This is a genomic window from Comamonas testosteroni ATCC 11996, from assembly GCF_000241525.1.
GTDB lineage: Bacteria > Pseudomonadota > Gammaproteobacteria > Burkholderiales > Burkholderiaceae_C > Comamonas > Comamonas testosteroni.
Window position 1 is genome coordinate 93,829 of record NZ_AHIL01000033.1, and the last position, 19,402, is coordinate 113,230.

Sequence of the window (19,402 nt, forward strand, 5' to 3'; positions counted from 1 at the left end):
GCCCCATGAACAATAACATTCTGATCCGCAATGCGGCAGCCATCATGACGGGGCTGCCGGGAAGCAAGGCCAGAAGCTCTGCCCGCGACATCCGCATAGAGAGCGGCGTCATCACCGAGATGGGCAACGGGCTACCGCCCCTGCCCGACGAAGAGCAGCTCGATGCTAGCAATTGCGTCATCTATCCCGGCTGGGTCAATACCCACCACCACCTGTTCCAGTCTTTACTCAAAGGTGTGCCTGCAGGCATCAATCTGACGCTGAGCCCGTGGCTGCAGGCTGTGCCCTTCAGCTACCGGCGCGGCTTTGATGAAAAGCGTTTGCGCATAGCCGTGCGCATTGGCCTGGTGGAGCTGCTGCGCTCAGGCTGCACCACCGTAGCCGACCATCATTACCTGTTCCAGCCCGGACAGGACTTTGATGCTGCTGCCATTCTTTTCGAGGAAGCCCACGCGCTGGGCATGCGCTTCATGTTGCTGCGCGGCGGTGCCACCGTCACCCGCAAGCTGGAGGCCGATGAAAAGCTGTTACAGGCCACCGAAACACTGGATCAGATGCTGAGCTCGGTACAAGCCACGGCCAAGTATTTCCACCAGACCACCCCCATGGCCATGAGCAAAGTGGCCATGGCACCCACCTCTGTCCATGTCTCGCTGCCAAAACAGGAGCTCAAGGAAGTGGCCAGAGCCGCGCGTTCCATGGGCTTGCGACTGCACAGCCATATGTCGGAGTCCGTGGCCTATATCGAGCATTGCCGTGAAAAATTCGGTTGTCTACCCATTGAATATCTTGCCCGCAACGAGTGGCTGGGGCCCGATGTATGGCTGGCCCACCTGGTACACCTAAGCCCCGAGGAAATCAGGATGCTGGGAGAAAGCCGTACCGGCATTGCCCACTGTCCGCAAAGCAATGCCCGCCTAGCCGACGGAATCGCGCCCGCACCTGCGCTGGCCAAAATGGGCTCCCCCGTTACGATGGGCGTCGATGGCGCGGCCTCCAACGAAGCCGCAGACATGATCAGCGAGCTGCATTTTGCGTGGATGCTACACCGCGCCCAAGCTGGCGCGCTTTCCCGCGCCAGACCCGAAGGGCTAGGCGAAGAAGGCGGCGACGCCACCACCGTGGAGCAAATCATCCACTGGGCCAGCCAGAGCGGCGCGCAGATGCTCGGCTTTGAAGGTGTCGGCCATCTATCAGCGGGTATGGCTGCTGATCTGGCCGTATATGCACTCGATGACCCCCGATATTTTGGACTGCACGACCCTGCCATCGGCCCCATCGCCAGCGGCGGGCGCCCCCACCTCAAGTGGGTGCTGTGTGCTGGCAAGGTCATCCTCGAAGATGACTTACCAACAGGCCTTGATCTGGAGCGACTCGGGATACAGGCCAGGGCGGAAGTCCAAGCATTGCTGGTACTGCAGAACTGAGCCAAGTTCGTGCTGGCGTAGTGGTGGCGCTCCTATGAAGAGCCGCAGCAGAAGCGCCCGTTGAAGCATTCTCTGCTTTTAGGGGGTACGGAGATTCGAGGAGGAATCACGTACCCAAAAGAAAAAGCGCTCCAACAAAGCAATTTTCATAGCATCAAAGCACACTGCCGCAATGTGCTTCACGTGAATTTCATGGACCAACATCATCCAAACAAGCTTGGGTCTACGACTTTCATTACCCGAAATACAAGCGCCAGGCTTTTCCCCAATTTTTCTCAACAAGCCTGTGGACAAGCCTGAATAGCTTTTGCAGCAATGCTTCAAGCATTTGATTTTTCAGGGATTTTTCAAACTGCCTGTTTTTTGATCAGATCCCCTCCGACAGACAGCCACTTATCCCGTCCTACGCTGGACATCCTTGTGAACAACTGCACCAGCCCCATGAATAAGTCGGGCAAGTCCTTGATTTAAAACGACTCATTTCCAGGCGCTGAAAAAACAGGCAACCCGCACCGGACCCACGGCCTTGGCAAACCGGCTACAACAACGGGTTTTGCAAAGAATCTCCACAGCGCCTCATGTCCAACGACTCCGCATTTGCCCCTCCCTTCTTCATCGCCAAGTGCGAGCCCAGCGGCCAGCAGGTCGATGCCTGGGCCGACCAGTCGCTGCTGGACTCGCTGGAGAGCGGCGGCGTGAACTGGCCCAGCTCCTGCCGCAACGGCACCTGCCGCACCTGCATGGGACAGCTGGTATCGGGCAGCGTGCACTACGACATCGAGTGGCCGGGCGTGACGAGCGAGGAACAGGCCGAAGGCTATGTGCTGCCCTGCTGCGCCTATCCCGACAGCGATGTGGTGCTCAAGGATCACGAGTATTTGTAAGCCCCTCTGAGCGGCCTTGCCGCTTGCCCCAAGGGGGACGGCATCATGGCTGGAGCGGGCCATGCGGCGGGGCGGCTCTTGCTCGATGCCATGCCTTGGAGCTGCGTCCAGTTCTTGCACTGCATCATGGTTTCAGGGTCGGCTCGCGCGCTCAAAGCTCGCTCTGCAATAGAATGAGCGCTTTCCGCAAGGCCCTGTCCTGCAGAAAGCGGCTCCGCCCAGGCGGCTTCCCGCCTCACACGTTCTTTGGAAGTCCTGCCTGCGCCCGTGGCGGCGTCGGCAATGCCTCACTGGTGCGTGTCATGCGCCAGCCGCCGACTGCAGTGCATCGCATCCAGTTCACGTCCAAGAAGGCATTCCATGAACAGCTCCCTCCAACCCGTGCCCATCTCGCCCGTCGAAGAAATCGTGGCGGAAATGCGTGCCGGCCGCATGGTCGTTCTCGTTGACGAAGAGGACCGCGAGAACGAAGGCGATCTGGTTCTGGCGTCCGACCATGTCACAGCGGAGGCCATCAACTTCATGGCCCGCTTCGGCCGTGGCCTGATCTGCCTGACGCTGACCCGCGAGCGCTGCGAATTCCTCAAGCTGCCGCCCATGGCCGCGCGCAACGGCACCGTGTACAGCACGGCCTTCACGATCTCCATCGAAGCCGCCGAAGGCGTGACCACCGGCATCTCGGCCGCCGACCGCGCGCGCACCATCCAGGTGGCCGTGAACAAGAACAGCCAGCCCAGCGACCTGGTGCAACCCGGCCATATCTTCCCGCTGCAGGCCGTGGACGGCGGCGTGCTCATGCGCGCCGGCCATACCGAGGCTGGTTGCGACCTGGCCGCGCTGGCAGGCTGCACGCCCTCGGCCGTGATCTGCGAGATCATGAAGGACGACGGCACCATGGCCCGCCTGCCCGATCTGCAGCTGTTCTGCGCCGAGCATGGCATCAAGATCGGCACGATTGCCGACCTCATCGAATACCGCAGCCGCAACGAATCGCTGCTGCAGAAAGTGGGCAGCCGTCCCATGCAGACGGCCCATGGCGAATTCATCGCCCACGCCTTCCGCGACGTGCCCAGTGGCTCCGTGCACCTGGCACTGGTCAAGGGCGAATGGCAGCCCGACACCACCGTGCCCGTGCGCGTGCACGAGCCGCTGTCGGTGCTCGATGCGCTTGAAATCGGCCGCAACCAGCATTCCTGGTGCCTGGACGAGAGCCTCAAGTACATCAACGGCAATGGCCAGGGCGTGGCCGTGCTGCTCAACTGCAGCGAGTCCGGCGAGCAGCTGCTGACCCAGTTCGAAGGCAAGGCCCGTTCGGCCCAGGCACCCGAGCGCGGCCGCATGGACCTGCGCACCTATGGCGTGGGCGCTCAAATCCTGCGCGAGCTGGGCGTGAGCAAGATGCACCTCATGGGCCAGCCCCGCCGCATGCCCAGCATGGCAGGCTACGGCCTGGAAATCACGGGTTACATCCCCAAAGAATAAGAGACGGAACACCAGATGCAAAACGCAGAAAAAGGCCAAGGCCAGAACCTCAACGGCGCCGAGCTGAAGATCGGCATCGTGCAGGCACGCTTCAACGAAAGCATTACCAACACCCTGTTTGCCTCCTGCCGCGACGAGCTGCTGGCACTGGGTGTGAAGAGCGAGAACATCGACCATGTCACAGTCCCCGGCGCACTCGAAGTGCCCGTGGCGCTTCAGACACTGGCCGACACCGATCAGTACGACGCCCTGGTGGCGCTGGGCTGCATCATCCGTGGGGAGACATACCACTTCGAGCTGGTAGCCAACGAATCGGGCGCAGGCGTGACACGCCTGTCCCTGGACTACCGACTGCCGATCGCCAACGCGATCATCACCACTGAAAACATGGAGCAAGCCATTGCCCGCCAGGTAGACAAGGGCCGCGACGCAGCCCAGGTCGCCGTGGAAATGGCCAATCTGCTCAACTCCTACGACGATCATGAGTGAAGAACAATCCAGCGAGTCCGGCTCGCGCCGCCCTCCCCAAAAGCGCACCGGCCTGACCAGCACCGGCGCACGCAAGGCGGGCTCCAAGTCCAACCGCAGCCGCGCACGCGAATTCGCACTGCAAGGTCTGTATCAGCACATCGTGGGCCGCAATGCGGTGCTTGACATCGACCGCTTCACGCGCGATCTGGCCGGCTTTCACAAGGCCGACGTGGTGCACTACGACGCACTGCTGCGCGGCTGCGTGGAAAACGAGGCAGCACTGGATGCACTGATCACGCCCAAGCTCGATCGCGGCCTGACCGAGATCTCGCCCATCGAACATGCCTGCATGTGGATTGGCGTATATGAATTCCAGAACTGCCCCGACGTGCCCTGGCGCGTGGTGCTCAACGAGTGCATCGAGCTGGCCAAGGAATTCGGCGGCACCGACGGTCACAAGTATGTCAACGCCGTGCTCAACGGACTGGCTCCCGAGATGCGCGCCACCGAAGTGGCGCATGACCGCGCGAGCAAGTCTGCCAGCTGAACCGTTTGAGCTGCAGCGCCGTGCCTGCGCGGCCCTGCTGGCGCCACATGCATAGTCAATGCAAATACTGCAACAGGGCCGCAGGTGCTATCGTGCACCGGCTGGCTGGTTGCAGTTTTTTTATGGGCGCAAAGCTGCTGCACCACTTGCTGCGCAGTTGCCCGACTGCTCCCGAACGCTGATTGATTGAAAGAATAACGTCGTCCATGTCCGCCATCGAGCTTTCCCGCCGCGCCCAGCGCATCGAGCCGTTCTACGTCATGGAAATGGCCAAGCACGCGCAGGAAGTGGCCCGCCAATCCAGCGCCAGCGGCACGCCCATGATCTATCTGAACATTGGCGAGCCGGACTTCAGCGCCCCGCCTCTGGTGCAGCAAGCCGCTGAACGCGCCATCCGCGGCGGTCGCACCCAGTACACCCAGGCACCTGGCCTGCCCGAGCTGCGCGAGCGCATCAGCGCCTGGTACGCCAGCCGCTTCGGCGTGGACGTGCCGGCGCGCCGCATCATCATCACGGCCGGCGCCTCGGCTGCACTGCAGCTGGCCTGCCTGGCACTGATCGACGAGGGCGACGAGGTGCTGATGCCCGACCCCAGCTACCCCTGCAACCGCCACTTTGTCTCAGCAGCCGAGGGCAAGCCGGTGCTGATCCCCTCCTCGGCGGCGGAGCGCTTTCAGCTCAGCGCAGCCAAGGTCGAAGCGGCCTGGGGTGAGCGCACGCGCGGCGTGATGCTGGCCTCGCCGTCCAACCCCACGGGCACCTCGATTGCGCCCGATGAGCTGCGCCGCATCCACGAAGTCGTGCGCGCCAAAGGCGGGTTGACCATCGTCGACGAAATCTATCTGGGCCTGTCCTACGACGAAGCCTTCGGCCAATCGGCCCTGACTCTTGGCGACGACATCATCTCCATCAACAGCTTCAGCAAATACTTCAACATGACGGGCTGGCGCCTGGGCTGGATGGTGGTGCCCGAATCGCTGGTCGCGCCCATCGAGATGCTGGCCCAGCATCTGTTCATCTGCGCCAGCACTGTGTCGCAATATGCGGCCCTGGCCTGCTTCGAGCCTGAAAGCATTGCCGAATACGAACGCCGCCGCGCCGAGTTCAAGGCCCGCCGCGACTACTTCATCCCGGCTCTCGAATCGATCGGCATGCCCGTGCCCGTCAAGCCCGACGGCGCCTTCTACGCCTGGGCCGACTGCCGCGCCGCTGCCGAAAAGCTCGGCGTCAAGGGCAGCTGGGACTTTGCCTATGCGCTGATGAACCAGGCTCACCTGGCCATCACCCCCGGCCGCGACTTCGGTCAGGCCGAGACGGCAAACTATGTGCGCTTTTCCACCGCCAACTCCATGGAGCAGTTGCAGGAAGCGATTGCTCGCATGAAAAAGCTCTTGTGCTGAATCCGTGATGATGCAGAGCCAACCAGCGCCATTGCCTGACGGGACCGATGCCATGCAAGCCGCCGCAGCCGGGGTGTTCACATTCCCGATGCGCGTTTACTGGGAAGACACCGATGCCGGCGGCGTCGTGTTCTATGCCAACTACCTGAAGTTCTTCGAGCGTGCCCGCACCGAGTGGTTGCGCTCGCTGGGCATCGCCCAGCAAAAGCTGCGGGAACAAACCGGCGGCATCTTTGTCGTAACGTCTGCGCAGCTTGAATATCTGCACCCGGCGCGACTCGATGACCAACTCTTTGTTACCGCTAGCTTGAAAAGTGCCGGCCGCGCTTCGCTCACAATCGAGCAGCAGGCGCTGCTGGTCCATTCCAACAGTCAAGCCCAAGAGCCCACGCCACTGTGCACGGGCTCCATCCGAATTGGGTGGGTGGATGGCACGACCATGCGCCCCGCGAGAATTCCGAACCATATCCTGGAGCAACTTTCATGAACTCCCAAGACATGTCCATCCTCAGCCTCATCATGCAGGCCAGCTGGGTGGTGCAACTGGTCATGCTGATCCTGGTGATCGCATCCATAGCGAGCTGGGCCACCATTTTTCGCAAGGCCCAGACCTTGAAGCGCGTGCGCTCGCTCAACGACAACTTCGAGCAGGACTTCTGGTCGGGCACCAGTCTCAACGACCTCTACGCCTCTGCCGCGCAGAACGCCAAGACCGGCGGCCCCATGGAGCGCATCTTTGCCAGCGGCATGCGTGAATACCAGAAGCTGCGCGAGCGCCGCATCGGCGATGTCGCCACGCTGATGGACGGCACACGCCGAGCCATGCGCGCGAGCTTTCAGCGCGAACTCGACGAGATCGAATCCGGCCTGTCCTTCCTGGGCACGGTGGCCTCGGTCTCGCCCTACGTCGGCCTGTTCGGCACCGTATGGGGCGTGATGCACGCCTTCACCGGCTTTGCCAACATGGAGCAGATCACGCTGGCCACCGTGGCCCCCGGCATTGCCGAGGCGCTGGTGGCCACCGCCATGGGTCTGTTTGCGGCCATCCCCGCCGTGACGGCCTATAACCGCTACGCCCACCACATCGACCGCATCGCCAGCCAGGAAGAAACCTTCATCGAAGAGTTCTCCAATATCTTGCAGCGCAATGTCGGCTCCACCGCCAGCGGCTCTGCCTCCGGCCATTGAGATGAAACTGTTCCCGAGTCGCTTCAGGCCTCTGGCCTTGGCAGGGCACAAGGCCTGCGGGCCTTTGCACTGCGCCTCTGGATTGAAACTTGCACAAGCAGGACGGCTGCGCGCCAAGCAGCCTATTTGTAAGGAGTGTGATCCATGCCAGCCATGAGTTCACGCGGTCGCAATCGCCGCACCGTCAACGAAATCAATATGGTGCCCTTCATCGACGTGATGCTGGTGCTGCTCATCATCTTCATGGTGACGGCCCCCATGCTCACGCCCGGCTCCATCAACGTGCCCAGCGCAGGCAAGTCCTCGCGCCCGCCGACCAAGAACATTGCCTATGTATTGCTCGACAAGGACGGCAGCATCCAGTTCAAGAACGGCAGCAATACCCAGACCATCAAGCCTGGCGACCTCATGGGCCTGGCCCAGTCCTGGCAGCAAGGCCAGGGCGAGGACAGCGCCATCCAGATCATCGCCGACAAGGGTCTGCCCTTCGATGACGTCATGAAGGCGCATACCACGCTGTCCAAGGCTGGCGTCAAGCGCATAGCCTTCGGCGTTGTTTCCTCTTCCAGCAATTGACCCATACATGAAGCTCTGCCGCCAGCCGCGACTTTGATGCTTTGAAGCCGTAGCCCGCACAGACCACCAATTCACCATGCCTAACCAGCAAGATCGCGATCAGTTTGCCCCGCCCCGCCCCAAAGGCCGGGCGCGCTCATGGTCGCTCGCCCTGGCCGCGCACGGGTTGCTGATCGCGGCCCTGCTGTGGACGGTGCGCCCCCCCAAGGAAGCCGACGAAGCCATGGTCGAAGCCGAGGTCTGGAGCAGCTCTGCCCCGGCTTCCGCAGCCGCCGTGACACCGCCGCCTCCCGCTCCGGAGCCCACGCCGGAGCCTGCCCCGGCTCCCGAGCCGCCACCTCCTCCGCCGGAGCCCGTGGTGGCACCGCTGCCTCCTCCTGCGCCGGCCCCCAAGGCTCAGGCCCATGACGACGATCATGAGGCCGAGATTGCCCTGGCCAAAAAGAAAAAGCAGGAGCAGTTGAAGAAGGAAAAGGCCGAGCAGGAAGCCCGCGAACAGCGGGAAAAGGAGCGCAAGGAAAAAGCCGAGAAGGACAAGGCCGAAAAGGAAAAGGCCGAAAAGGCGCAGCTGGAAAAGCAAAAGGCCGAGAAGGCTGAAAAAGCGGAAAAGGAACGCAAGGAAAAGCTCGAGCACGAGAAAAAGGAAAAGGCCGAGAAGGCGGCCAAGGACAAGGCCGAAAAGGAAAAAGCGGAAAAGGCTGAGAAAGAGAAAGCCGAGAAAGCAGCCAAGGACAAGGCTGCCAGGGAAAAAGCCGAGAAGGACAAGGCTGAAAAGGAAAAAGCGGCCAAGGAAGCCAAGGAGAAGGCAGCCAAGGACGCCAGGGATGCCAAGGCAGCCGATGATCGCCGCAAGGCCGAGCTGGCACGCCTGCAAGGGCTGGCCGGCGGCTCCGGCAATGCTGGTGGCAGCGGTGGCAGCGATCACAGCGGCGCTGGCGGCAGTCGCACCGGCGGTGCGGGCAGCAGTGCCAGCGGCGGCCCATCGGCCGGCTACGGTGCCAAGGTGGCCGCACGCGTCAAGCCCAACATCGTCTACCCCGATGCGGTCAGCGGCAATCCGCGTGCCGAGGTTCGCGTGCGCACGGCACCGGACGGCACCATCACCAGTGCCACGATCTCCAAGTCCAGCGGCAACGCGGCCTGGGATGAGGCCGTGGTCCGCGCCCTGCACAAGACCGACAAGCTGCCGCGCGATATCGACGGCAAGGTGCCCTCCGATCTGGTCATCGGCTTCAGACCCCAGGACTGACGCAGGCCATGCCCGCGCTTCCCTCCAAGCCCCGCAGGCATGGCCTGCGGGGCTTTTTCATATCTGTGGCCAATACACAACGCACCGAGCTGCACGGCTTGCGCCGCCGCCCGCCAGTCCATAGCATGCCTTTCTTTGCCGCACTCCATGCAGGATTGCGCGCCTCACCCACTCACGCAAAGGAGAGAGCCATGTCCCAGACGACAAATCCCTTTGCAGTCGTGCACGCCTAAAGCCTTCTAGCGCTTCCCGCCACGCTGCAGACCCTGGCCGGCCCATGGAATGACATGGAGTCAGGCTTTGCGCTGCGCGTGAATTTCCGGATGCCTCTTGGCCGAGCATGTCGCGACTGCCCCATCGCTGATTTCATGCATTCGACCAAGGGCCATTCATGGGCAATTCTTTTTCGGACACCTATATCAAGGTGTTCGCCAACCGCAGCGTCTGGATCGAGGACGCTGCCATCCAGCAACTTCACACCACAGCCGCCAATCTGGACGGCATCCGCGCCGCCGTGGGTCTGCCCGACCTGCATCCGGGCCGGGGCTATCCCGTAGGCGCGGCCTTCTTTTCGACAGGACGCTTCTACCCGGCCCTGGTCGGTGGCGACATAGGCTGCGGCATGTCGCTGCACGCCACCGATCTCGCCGTGCACAAGACCTCGGCCGCCAAGCTTGAAAAAGCCGTGGGCAATATCGACGGCCCTCTGCCTCAGGAACTGCTGGAGACAGTGGACATGGAGCACCTGCAACAGATCGCGCAGACCAGCGGCGTCGCCGATCTGGCCTATCTGCTGCAGAGTCTGGGCACCATCGGAGGCGGCAACCACTTTGCCGAACTGCAGCAGATCGAGACCCTCTACGAGGAAGGCGCGCTCGACAAAAAGCGCGTGCACCTCATGGTGCACAGCGGCTCGCGGGGCCTTGGCGGCTCCATACTGCGCGAGCATGTGCAGCGCTTCAGCCACGACGGTCTGGCCGCCGGCAGCGAAGCCGCAAGGCAATACCTGCTGCAGCACGATGCCGCCATCGACTATGCGCAGCTCAACCGCCGCAGCATCGCCCAGCGCCTGCTGCGCGCGATCCGCACCCAGGCAGAAGCCGTGCTCGACATCACGCACAACCATGTGCTGCCCCACCACTGGCAGGGCCAGGACGGCTTTCTGCACCGCAAGGGCGCCACGCCGGCAGACCGGGGCCTGGTCGTCATTCCGGGCTCGCGCGGCGACTACAGCTATCTGGTGCGGCCCGTCACCGGCCGGCACGAGGCCCTGGATTCGCTGGCTCACGGCGCCGGCCGCAAATGGGCGCGCACGGACTGCATGGGCCGGCTGCGGCCCCGCTTCACGCTGGACGAGCTGCTGCGCACGCGCTTCGGCAGCGCCGTGGTCTGCGCCGACCGCGAGCTGGTCTACGAGGAGGCTCCCCAGGCCTACAAGGATGTGGACTCCGTGGTCGCCTGCCTGCAGGAGGCCGGCCTGGTGGAGCTGGTCGCGCGCCTCAAACCCCTGCTGACCTACAAGAAAGGAGCCATGCAATGCTGCTGATGCAACTGAGCTCCGCCCACGGCCCCGCCGAGTGTGAATACGCGCTGCGGCTGACTCTGCGCAAGCTGCTGCAGGCCTGCGCTGCCGAGGATCTCGCGGTCGAGGTGCTGGAGGAGTCCTGTACCCCGGCCGGCTACAGGTCGGTGCTGCTGCGCTGCGAGCGCGAGACGCCGGCCCTGCGTGAATGGCTGGGCACCATCCAGTGGATTTTCGCCAGCCCTTTCCGCCCCCGGCATCCGCGCAAGAACTGGTTCGTCGCCGTTCAGCGCTGCGAGCCGCCGCGCCAGCTGGCCATGGACGGCGAAATCCAGTTCCAGTCCTGCAAGGCTTCAGGCAAGGGCGGCCAGCATGTCAACACCACGGACTCGGCCGTCCATGCCCTGCATGTGCCCAGCGGTATTGCTGTCAAGGTCATGAGCGAACGCAGCCAGCATGCCAACAAGCGGCTGGCACGCGAGCTGCTGGCCATCAAGCTGGCGCAGCACAATGCGCGCAGCCAGGGGCAGGCTCAGCGCCTGCGCAGCCAGCAGCATTGGGAAGTCGAGCGCGGTCAGGCCGTCAAGGTCTTCCGCCTGTAACCACACCGGGAGGACATTGTCGTCCCTCCTCCCGAACGCGGGGATGGCGGCAATGTCGCAGCGGCCTACCGGGCTGCTGCTCGGCAGCCTGTGGCTGGGCCTGCACCCCTTGCAACTACGGCCCGGCCACTCAGAAGCACAGGTAGGCCCCCAGGGCCAGCAGACTGAGCATCAGCAGCTTCCGGAAAAGCTCGGGCGAGAGCTTTTCGCGCAGCAGCTCGCCCCAGTGCATGCCGGCCAGCGCCGGAATCAGCATCAGCGCCGAAGCCAGCAGTCCCAGCCCCATCTCCTGCGCCTGCGCGCCCAGGCCTTGGCCCTGCCAGAGCAAGCCGGCCCCCAGGGCCAGCGTGGAAGTGGTAAAGCACAGACCCATGGCCTGCATGAGTGCGGGACGGGACAGGCCCAGCGACTGCAAAAAGGCCACGGCCGGCACGACAAAGACACCAGTCACCGCAGTGATGGCGCCCGTCAGCAGGCCGCATGCCGCCCCCAGCCAGGCCTGGTGCGGTGCCGGCGTCTGCCAGCGCAGGCCCGACAGCCCCCACAGGGCGTATATCACCAGCGCCAGGCCCAAGGCCGGCCTGGCGGCAGGCAGGCTGCCGACTCCGCCCCAGAGGGCCACACCACCCAGCGTGCCCAGCACGATGCCCAGCTGCATCCAGCCAAGACGCTGCAGCAAGGGCTGCAAACCCGCCACTGGCCGCATCTGCACCAGATTCGTCACCAGCGAGGGCAAAAGCAGCAGGGCCGCCGCCTGCGCGGGCGGCATGAACACCGCCAGCAAGGCCATGGAAACCGTGGGCAGGCCCAGACCCACCACGCCTTTGACACAGCCCGCCAGTCCAAACACGGCAATGGCTGCCGCAGCCATCCAGCCTTCATTCCACATCATCTATCCTTCGTATTGTCCGAACCATCAAACATCGGCAAGAATCATTGCTCTCTTGCCTAGCATTGATAATCCAGCGATGAAAGATGCTTGACCAGCGGGATTTACCAAAACCAGACTTCGTAAAAACCTTAGGCTTGAACCCATGCGCTTTGACCTGACCGACCTCCAGCTGTTTGTGCACATCCTCGACAGCGGCACGCTGACGGCAGCGGCACAGCTCAGCCATCTCACGCTGGCCTCGGCCAGCGAGCGCGTGCGCGGCATGGAGCAGCTTCTGGGCACGGCACTGCTCATTCGCAAGGCACGCGGCGTGCAGCCCACGGCTGCGGGCCACACCCTGGGCCAGCATGCGCGCCAGGTGCTCAGCCAGATGCAGCTCCTGCGCGGAGCCATGGGCGAGTTCGGCGCCGGCCTGGCCGGGCAGATCCGGCTGCGCGGCAATACCTCGGCCGTGCGCGAGCACCTGCCGCTGGCCGTCAGCGGCTTTCTGCGCCAGCACCCGCAGATTGCGTTGGAGCTTCAGGAATGTCCCAGCAGCGAAGTGCTGGCCGGACTGCGCCAGGGCCTGTGCGATATCGGCGTGGCCGCCTGGGATGCCGAAGACGCGGCGGCGCTGGCAGGCCCGCACTGCCAGCCCTGGAGACAGGACCCGCTGGCCGCCGCCTTGCCGCTGGGCCATGCGCTGGCCGGACGCTCGCAACTGAAACTGGCCGAGCTACTGCACGAGAACTGGGTCGGCCTGCCACGCGAATCCGCCCTGCAGCAGCTGCTGCAGAAACAGGCCTTGCAGATCAATGACCGGCTTCTGCGCATCCAGGTCCAGCTGCAGCATTTCGAGGGACTGTGCCAGCTCGTGGGCCAGGGCGTGGGCATTGCCGTGCTGCCGCTGGCCGCCGTGCAGCGCCACGGCGCCGCCACCGGCGTGGTGGCCGTGCCGCTGTCCGACGCCTGGGCGCAGCGCCAGCTGCTGCTGTGCACGCCCGCCGCGACGGCCTCCCTGTCATTGCCTGCGCGGCAGTTGCACACGCAACTGCTACAGACCGCGTAGCCTTAGCAAGCCACGGTGAAAAGCGCTATGCGGGACAATAGCGCCATCATGACCCTCAAAGCCCCCGAACTGCTGCTGCCTGCCGGCTCGCTCGACAAGATGCGCGCCGCCTACGACTTTGGTGCCGACGCCGTCTACGCCGGCCAGCCGCGCTACAGCTTGCGCGCGCGCAACAACGAATTCCGCCTGGAGCAGATCGGCCAGGGCATTGCCGAGGCGCATGCACGCGGCAAGAAGTTCTTCCTGACCAGCAATCTGATTGCGCACAACGACAAGGTGCGCACCTATATCCGCGATATCGAGCCCATCATCGCCATGAAGCCCGACGCCATGATCATGGCCGACCCCGGGCTCATCATGATGGTCAAGGAAAAATGGCCCGAGCAGGAAATTCACCTGTCCGTACAGGCCAACACCACCAACCACGCCACCGTGAAGTTCTGGCAGAAGATGGGCGTCTCCCGCATCATCCTGTCGCGCGAGCTGAGCCTGGACGAGATCGAGAAGATCCGCCAGGAATGCCCCGACATGGAGCTGGAAGTGTTTGTGCACGGCGCGCTGTGCATCGCCTACTCGGGCCGCTGTCTGCTGTCGGGCTACTTCAACCGCCGCGACCCCAACCAGGGCACCTGCACCAACGCCTGCCGCTGGGACTACAAGACGCATGACGCGGCCGTGGACCCCAACACCGGCGAGGCCCTGGGCCAGACCATGGAAAACGGCTTCAACTTCGAAGAAGCCAAGAACGATCTGGACAACCAGTTCACCAGTACCTGCGGCGACCAGCAGCGCCACCCCAAGGCCGATGCCATCTATCTGCTCGAGGAAAAGGGCCGCCCCGGCGAGATGATGCCCATCATGGAAGATGAGCACGGCACCTACATCATGAACTCCAAGGACCTGCGCGCCGTGGAGCATGTGGAGCGCCTGACCAGGATCGGCGTGGACTCGCTCAAGATCGAAGGCCGCACCAAGAGCCTGTACTACGTGGCCCGCACGGCCCAGACCTACCGCCGCGCCATCGACGACGCCGTGGCCGGACGCCCGTTCAACCCGCATCTGATCACCGAGCTCGAAGGCCTGGCCAACCGCGGCTATACCGGCGGCCTGCTGGAGCGCCGCCCTGCCAACGACTACCAGAACTACGAAACCGGCCACAGCGTGCTGCAGCGCAGCCACTTCGTGGGCGCGGTGCGCGGCTGGGCCGACGGCATGGCCGAGATTGAAACCATGAACCGTTTCGCCGTGGGCGACACCATCGAAGTGATTCATCCCCAGGGCAACCGACAGGTCAAGCTGGAGAAAATGTTCAACCTCGAAGGCCAGCCCGTGGAAGTCGCACAAGGCAACCCCGTGCGCGTGCGCATTCCGCTGGAAGGCCCTGTGGAAGGTGCGCTGATTTCGCGTCTGCTGTAAGCTCAAGCAGCTTTGCATTTCCAACGCCCCATACACTGGGGCGTTGCTCTTTTATCTATAGCTACTTTCGCTCTCCCTCTCTTGAATTCACATTGATTTCATGCTGAAAACGAATACCAACAAGCGCAAGTAGCTCCTCAATTTAAAGAACACACATGGAACTGAAGATTGACGAAGGCCTGAAGGCCTATATCGACCCTCTGACCCCGGACGAGCACGAATCGCTGGAGCGCAGCATCCTCGCCGAAGGCTGCCGCGACTCCCTGGTGGTCTGGGGCGATCTGCTCATCGACGGCCACAACCGCTACGGCATCTGCCAGAAGCACGGCCTGCCCTTCAACACCGTGCAGGCCACGCAGTTCAAGAACATGGACGACGTGCATCTGTGGATGATCGACCAGCATCTGGGCCGCCGCTCGGTCTCCGACTTCCAGCGCGGCGTGCTGGCGCTGCGCAAGCGCGAGATCATTGCCGAGCGACGCGCTGCGGCAGCCGCTGCCGTGAACGCCGCCAAGGCCGCACAGCCGGCCAGCGAGGAAGCCCCCTGGGAAGGCGAGACCGACCCCGTGGTGGCCCAGGCTCTGGCCAGCGTGGCCAAGGTGCCCGACGAAGCGCTGGACACGCGTGAAGCCCTGGCCCGCGCCGCCCGCCTGTCGGCCGGCCAGGTCAAGATGATCGAGACCATCCAGGAAAAGGCAGCGCCCGAAGTCGTGGCCGCGGTCAAAGCTGGTGAGCTCTCGCTCAATGCCGCAGCAGTGGTCGCCACCCTGCCCGAGGAAGAGCAGCAGGCCGTGGCCGCCGAAGGCGCCGACGCGCTCAAGCAGGCCGCCAAGCGCGTGCGCGATGCCAAGAAAAAGCCCAAGGCCGCCAAGCCCGAAGCCGAAGAATCGGCAGAGGCCGCGCCAGCCGCCAGCCCCGAAGAGCTGCAGGCCCGCGTCACCGAGCTTGAGGCCGAGAACGAGCGCCTGCGCCTGCAGGTCAAGACCTTGCAGGACCTGCTGGCAGAACAGGGTTAAGTAGCCCTCTCGCCCGGCTCCCACATGCAGCTTCCCCGGACGGCCAGATTGCCGGACGGGGAGGCTGTTTTTTTGTGTCTCAACATAACCACACACAGCCAAATGACAGCCATTCTCATTAATATTCGCGCCTGCCAATAAACGCCACATAGACCCCTCCGGCCCCGACTGAAGACAAGAGATGCCGCCAGCGCAAGGCTGGGGCAGCGCGCTGTTCATGCCAGCCAGGTGCTGTGTGCCTTCCTCTACAACACCTATGGCTAACCTCCATCTTTCCGACTCCCCCGCTTTTCGCCTGAGCAGCGCCGCCGCTGCCGTTGCCGCAGCCCTTGGCGTGCTCGCCAGCCCCGTTCATGCACAAACGGCCAGCGCCACCGCCGCCGCTGCCGAAGCGGCCCTGGACTCGGTCACCGTCACCGGCAACTGGCTGGATGGCGATATGTCCAGTGCCGAGAAGGTTCTGGAGCATCCAGGTGCCCGCACCATCGTCGAGCGCGAGCGCATTCAGGAAAGCGGCGCGGCCACCTTGCGCGAAGCGCTGCGCCTGGTGCCCGGTGTGCAGGTTCAGGACAGCAACGGCACGGGCGGCAGCGATATCTCTCTGAACCTGAGCGTGCGCGGGCTGACCGCGCGCCTGTCGCCACGCTCCTATGTGCTGCAGGACGGCGTGCCCGTCTCCTACGCTCCCTACGGTCAGCCTCAGCTATCGCTGGCGCCCGTGGCGCTGGGCAATCTGGACTCCATCGACGTGGTGCGCGGCGCGGGCTCGGTGCGCTACGGCCCGCAGAATGTGGGCGGCATCATCAACTTCACGACGCGTGCCATTCCCAAGACCTTTGCAGCCGAAGCCTCCATCGGCACCGAGATCTACAGCCACGGCGGCAATGTGAAGACCACGCCCAGCTTCTTTGTGGGCGGCACCAACGAGTCGGGCCTGGGCCTGGCCGTGCTGTATTCGGGCACGCACGGCAAGGGCTGGCGCAGCAGCAACGACAAGACCGACATCGACGATCTGCTGGTCAAGGGCAGCTACAAGCTCAGCAACAACAGCAGTATTTCCGCTTCGCTGCACCACTTCGAGGGCAAGGGCCAGATGCCCGGCGGCCTGACCACGGCCCAGTACGCAGCCGACCCGTTCCAGAGCACGCGCAACTATGACCAGTTCACGGGCCGCCGCACCGACGGCTCGCTCAAGTACAGCTACAAGGACGGTCGCAACAACTTCGAAGTGCTCAGCTACTACGTGGACTCCTTCCGCGGCAGCTATATCGAACGCGACGCCACCGGCGCCAATGCCGGCAAGCGCAGCCTCACGGCCGCACCGCGCGACTACAGCTACTACGGCGTGGAGCCGCGCTACTCGCGCATTTTCGAGACCGGCTCCGTGGTGCAGGAAGTCAGCGTTGGCTATCGCTACCTGAAGGAAAAGAGCTCCGAAACGGCGCTGGCCACTTCCGGCTTCTATGTGCCCGGCAAGGTCGATGCCATGGCCCTGCCGCTGAACACCACCCAGACCAGCCAGGGCGGCACCACGGCCAATGCCTTCTATATCGACAACCGCATCGATGTGGGCAACTGGACCATCACGCCCGGCGTGCGCTACGAGCGCATCCGCTCCTTCAACAATGTGGTGGACTACAAGGGCGCGACCGCAGCGGCCATCTACCCGACGGCGGCCGCCAACGAACTACTGCCCACGCTGTCGGTGCTCTACCGCGTCGACAGCCACTGGTCGGTGTTCGCCAATGCCGGCAAGTCCTTCGGGCCCCAGCAGTACGCACAGCTGGCCCAGTCGTCCAACAACCAGCTCTATCCCGAATCGGCCAAGACCTATGAACTGGGCACGCACTACAAGAGCGATACCTGGAATGGCGAGCTGACGCTGTTCAACATCGACTTCAACAAGGAGCTGTTCCTGGATCGCCCGGGCGACGGCACCGGCAACGGCATCTGGACCGATCTGGGTGCCACGCGCCACCGTGGTCTGGAATCGGCGCTGCGCTATGACTTCGGCAAGAACTACCCGGCACTCAAGGGCCTGTCGCTGGGCATGAGCTATACCTTCACCCAGGCCACCAGCCAGGCTGGCCCCTTCGCAGGCCGCGACCTGCCGCTTTATTCGCGCCACACGGCCGGCCTGTCGGCACGTTACGCGATGGAGCGCTGGACCTTCAATGCCGATCTGAACGCCCAGTCCAAGCAGCGCTCGCCCGGCACGCCCGGCACCAGCGCCAAGCCCAATCCCTACATCACGCAGGAAGACGCCAACGGCAATCTGGGTGATATCCCCGGCTTTGCCATTCTGGGCCTGCGCACCAGCTACCAGGCGGGCAAGGAGCTGAACAATCTGCGCCTGACCGTGGGCATGAAGAACGTTTTTGACCGCCGCTATTTCACCCGCTCCACCGACAACAACGGCGGCGGCAAATACGTTGGCATGCCACGCACCCTGTACGTTCAGGCCACCCTGCCGTTCTAAGCGGCGGCCCCGCGAGTCCACCCTCAAGGCCGGTCTCGTGGGGCATCACACCATCACGCGCAATGACTTCGCTCCGTTCTCTGTGGCTGCGGCTGCATCGCTGGTTTGCCCTGGGCCTGGGCTGGATCCTGATTCTGGCCGGGCTCACCGGCACCCTGCTCATCATCGGCCAGCCGCTGGACCGCATGGCACACCCCGAGCTGTTCCAGGCCCGTACGACGCATGCGCAGCAGGCCGCAGCGCTGACGCCGATACTGGCAAGAGCCCATGAGGAGTTCGGCAGCAAAGCCACTTTGCGCTTCCGACTGCCTCAGGAGAGGCTCGACAGCCTGTGGCTGCGCGTTCAGGCGGCCAACTGGCGCGGCACCATTTACCTGGACCCCGTCACCGGACAGGAGCAGGGCCGGCGCGGCGAGACCGAGGGCTTTGTCAACACGCTGTTCAAGCTGCACAGCACCTTGCTGCTCGACGCCAATGGCAAGGCCATACTGGCCTGGACCACGCTGGCCTATGTGCTGCTGCTGCTGACGGGCGTCATTCTCTGGTGGCCCAAGCGCTGGCCAGGCAACTGGCGCATAGAACTCAACAAAAGCCTGGTGCGCGCCCTGTTCGACATGCACCGCATCGGCGGCGTGATCATGGGCCTGCTGATCGCGGTGTCGGTCGTCACCGGTGCCTATATGGCTTGGCGACCGCTGGGCGACTGGCTCAATGTGCTCAGCAACAGCACGGCAATCAAGCCGCCCAAGCTGCCCGCACTGGCAGAGGAAGGCACCCTGCCCGCCAATGTGGACGCCATGCTGGCCTCGGCCCGTGCGGCCATGCCCGATGCCCAGGCCAGCTTCGTGCAGCTGCCGCCCAATGCCAAACAGGCCGTGCGCATCCGATTTCGCGCCCCCGGCGAGCCGCACCCCAACGGCATCAGCTCGGTATGGCTGGACCCGCGCAACGGTGCCGTGCTGGACGTCAGGCGCTGGAATGAACTCGACACCGGCGCTGCGGCAGTGGCCGTGGCCTATCCGCTGCACACGGGAGAGCTGGGGGGCGTGCTGATGGAAATCCTGGCCGGCCTCAACGGTCTGGTGCTGGGCGGCTTGGGAATCAGCGGAATCTGGCTCTGGTGGCACCGCCGCAAGGCCAGAAAGCTTGCGGCCCAGAGAAAGCCCTGAGGGATCCGCGCTCGGATGCCCCTGTTCAGGGTCG

Annotated in this window: 18 protein-coding genes; 17 read left to right on the forward strand and 1 reads right to left on the reverse strand. The window is 63.8% G+C overall.

Annotation, left to right across the window (positions count from 1 at the left end; genetic code table 11):
* The first annotated feature begins 5 nt into the window (after positions 1-5).
* From CTATCC11996_RS15090 to prfH, 12 genes are all read left to right on the forward strand, one after another.
* Positions 6-1,427, forward strand: a complete 1,422-nt coding sequence (locus tag CTATCC11996_RS15090; protein ID WP_003077668.1) for an amidohydrolase family protein — start codon at positions 6-8, stop codon at positions 1,425-1,427.
* 578 nt (positions 1,428-2,005) lie between these two features.
* A complete protein-coding gene (locus tag CTATCC11996_RS15095) occupies positions 2,006-2,311 on the forward strand; it encodes a 2Fe-2S iron-sulfur cluster-binding protein (protein WP_003077671.1) in 306 nt (101 codons plus the stop codon).
* Between the two features lie 360 nt (positions 2,312-2,671).
* Positions 2,672-3,793, forward strand: a complete 1,122-nt coding sequence (ribBA, locus tag CTATCC11996_RS15100; protein ID WP_003077673.1) for a bifunctional 3,4-dihydroxy-2-butanone-4-phosphate synthase/GTP cyclohydrolase II — start codon at positions 2,672-2,674, stop codon at positions 3,791-3,793.
* A 15-nt stretch (positions 3,794-3,808) separates the two neighbouring features.
* Positions 3,809-4,282 (forward strand): 6,7-dimethyl-8-ribityllumazine synthase, encoded by a 474-nt coding sequence (gene ribH, locus CTATCC11996_RS15105; protein ID WP_003063913.1) that lies wholly within the window; start codon positions 3,809-3,811, stop codon positions 4,280-4,282.
* Positions 4,275-4,811 carry a transcription antitermination factor NusB gene (gene nusB / locus CTATCC11996_RS15110; protein ID WP_003077675.1) on the forward strand — a complete coding sequence of 179 codons (537 nt, stop codon included), beginning with the start codon at positions 4,275-4,277 and terminating at the stop codon, positions 4,809-4,811. Before ribH ends, nusB begins: the two co-directional genes overlap by 8 nt.
* A gap of 206 nt (positions 4,812-5,017) precedes the next feature.
* Positions 5,018-6,211, forward strand: coding sequence for a pyridoxal phosphate-dependent aminotransferase (locus tag CTATCC11996_RS15115; RefSeq protein WP_003077677.1), 1,194 nt, complete (start codon positions 5,018-5,020; stop codon positions 6,209-6,211).
* Positions 6,212-6,263: 52 nt separating this feature from the next.
* Positions 6,264-6,698 carry a tol-pal system-associated acyl-CoA thioesterase gene (gene ybgC, locus CTATCC11996_RS15120; RefSeq protein ID WP_034349281.1) on the forward strand — a complete coding sequence of 145 codons (435 nt, stop codon included), beginning with the start codon at positions 6,264-6,266 and terminating at the stop codon, positions 6,696-6,698.
* A complete protein-coding gene (tolQ, locus tag CTATCC11996_RS15125; protein WP_003077681.1) occupies positions 6,695-7,399 on the forward strand; it encodes a protein TolQ in 705 nt (234 codons plus the stop codon). The genes ybgC and tolQ overlap by 4 nt, the downstream gene beginning before the upstream one ends.
* Before the next feature lie 144 nt (positions 7,400-7,543).
* A complete protein-coding gene (locus tag CTATCC11996_RS15130) occupies positions 7,544-7,975 on the forward strand; it encodes a biopolymer transporter ExbD (protein WP_003077683.1) in 432 nt (143 codons plus the stop codon).
* A gap of 76 nt (positions 7,976-8,051) precedes the next feature.
* A complete protein-coding gene (tolA, locus tag CTATCC11996_RS15135) occupies positions 8,052-9,224 on the forward strand; it encodes a cell envelope integrity protein TolA (protein WP_003077684.1) in 1,173 nt (390 codons plus the stop codon).
* 391 nt (positions 9,225-9,615) lie between these two features.
* Entirely contained in the window at positions 9,616-10,770 is a 1,155-nt protein-coding gene (locus CTATCC11996_RS15140; RefSeq protein ID WP_003077686.1) for an RNA ligase RtcB family protein, read from the forward strand.
* Positions 10,761-11,348: a peptide chain release factor H gene (prfH, locus tag CTATCC11996_RS15145; protein WP_003077689.1), complete on the forward strand. Its 588-nt coding sequence runs from the start codon at positions 10,761-10,763 to the stop codon at positions 11,346-11,348. The genes CTATCC11996_RS15140 and prfH overlap by 10 nt, the downstream gene beginning before the upstream one ends.
* A 130-nt stretch (positions 11,349-11,478) precedes the next feature.
* Here prfH and CTATCC11996_RS15150 read toward each other — a convergent pair whose 3' ends face one another.
* On the reverse strand, positions 11,479-12,237 hold the full coding sequence (locus CTATCC11996_RS15150; protein WP_003077693.1) for a sulfite exporter TauE/SafE family protein: 759 nt from the start codon (positions 12,235-12,237) through the stop codon (positions 11,479-11,481).
* Between the two features lie 145 nt (positions 12,238-12,382).
* Here CTATCC11996_RS15150 and CTATCC11996_RS15155 point away from each other — a divergent pair, with 145 nt between their 5' ends.
* The 5 genes from CTATCC11996_RS15155 to CTATCC11996_RS15175 all read left to right on the forward strand — a co-directional run bounded on the left by CTATCC11996_RS15155 (position 12,383) and on the right by CTATCC11996_RS15175 (position 19,368).
* Positions 12,383-13,288, forward strand: a complete 906-nt coding sequence (locus CTATCC11996_RS15155; RefSeq protein ID WP_003077696.1) for a LysR substrate-binding domain-containing protein — start codon at positions 12,383-12,385, stop codon at positions 13,286-13,288.
* 27 nt (positions 13,289-13,315) lie between these two features.
* A complete protein-coding gene (gene trhP / locus CTATCC11996_RS15160; protein WP_003077698.1) occupies positions 13,316-14,704 on the forward strand; it encodes a prephenate-dependent tRNA uridine(34) hydroxylase TrhP in 1,389 nt (462 codons plus the stop codon).
* Positions 14,705-14,859: 155 nt separating this feature from the next.
* Positions 14,860-15,720, forward strand: coding sequence for a ParB N-terminal domain-containing protein (locus CTATCC11996_RS15165; protein WP_003077699.1), 861 nt, complete (start codon positions 14,860-14,862; stop codon positions 15,718-15,720).
* Between the two features lie 256 nt (positions 15,721-15,976).
* Complete coding sequence (locus CTATCC11996_RS15170) at positions 15,977-18,199, forward strand: TonB-dependent receptor family protein (RefSeq protein ID WP_003077701.1); 2,223 nt, start codon at positions 15,977-15,979, stop codon at positions 18,197-18,199.
* Positions 18,200-18,261: 62 nt separating this feature from the next.
* Positions 18,262-19,368 carry a PepSY-associated TM helix domain-containing protein gene (locus tag CTATCC11996_RS15175; protein ID WP_003077704.1) on the forward strand — a complete coding sequence of 369 codons (1,107 nt, stop codon included), beginning with the start codon at positions 18,262-18,264 and terminating at the stop codon, positions 19,366-19,368.
* Positions 19,369-19,402 lie beyond the last annotated feature (34 nt).

Coding starts and splice junctions, on each gene's coding strand:
- CTATCC11996_RS15090 (WP_003077668.1), top strand. CDS start 6: ATGAACAATAACATTCTGATCCGCAATGCGGCAGCCATCATGACGGGG.
- CTATCC11996_RS15095 (WP_003077671.1), top strand. CDS start 2,006: ATGTCCAACGACTCCGCATTTGCCCCTCCCTTCTTCATCGCCAAGTGC.
- ribBA (WP_003077673.1), top strand. CDS start 2,672: ATGAACAGCTCCCTCCAACCCGTGCCCATCTCGCCCGTCGAAGAAATC.
- ribH (WP_003063913.1), top strand. CDS start 3,809: ATGCAAAACGCAGAAAAAGGCCAAGGCCAGAACCTCAACGGCGCCGAG.
- nusB (WP_003077675.1), top strand. CDS start 4,275: ATGAGTGAAGAACAATCCAGCGAGTCCGGCTCGCGCCGCCCTCCCCAA.
- CTATCC11996_RS15115 (WP_003077677.1), top strand. CDS start 5,018: ATGTCCGCCATCGAGCTTTCCCGCCGCGCCCAGCGCATCGAGCCGTTC.
- ybgC (WP_034349281.1), top strand. CDS start 6,264: ATGCAAGCCGCCGCAGCCGGGGTGTTCACATTCCCGATGCGCGTTTAC.
- tolQ (WP_003077681.1), top strand. CDS start 6,695: ATGAACTCCCAAGACATGTCCATCCTCAGCCTCATCATGCAGGCCAGC.
- CTATCC11996_RS15130 (WP_003077683.1), top strand. CDS start 7,544: ATGCCAGCCATGAGTTCACGCGGTCGCAATCGCCGCACCGTCAACGAA.
- tolA (WP_003077684.1), top strand. CDS start 8,052: ATGCCTAACCAGCAAGATCGCGATCAGTTTGCCCCGCCCCGCCCCAAA.
- CTATCC11996_RS15140 (WP_003077686.1), top strand. CDS start 9,616: ATGGGCAATTCTTTTTCGGACACCTATATCAAGGTGTTCGCCAACCGC.
- prfH (WP_003077689.1), top strand. CDS start 10,761: ATGCTGCTGATGCAACTGAGCTCCGCCCACGGCCCCGCCGAGTGTGAA.
- CTATCC11996_RS15150 (WP_003077693.1), bottom strand. CDS start 12,237: ATGTGGAATGAAGGCTGGATGGCTGCGGCAGCCATTGCCGTGTTTGGA.
- CTATCC11996_RS15155 (WP_003077696.1), top strand. CDS start 12,383: ATGCGCTTTGACCTGACCGACCTCCAGCTGTTTGTGCACATCCTCGAC.
- trhP (WP_003077698.1), top strand. CDS start 13,316: ATGCGGGACAATAGCGCCATCATGACCCTCAAAGCCCCCGAACTGCTG.
- CTATCC11996_RS15165 (WP_003077699.1), top strand. CDS start 14,860: ATGGAACTGAAGATTGACGAAGGCCTGAAGGCCTATATCGACCCTCTG.
- CTATCC11996_RS15170 (WP_003077701.1), top strand. CDS start 15,977: ATGGCTAACCTCCATCTTTCCGACTCCCCCGCTTTTCGCCTGAGCAGC.
- CTATCC11996_RS15175 (WP_003077704.1), top strand. CDS start 18,262: ATGACTTCGCTCCGTTCTCTGTGGCTGCGGCTGCATCGCTGGTTTGCC.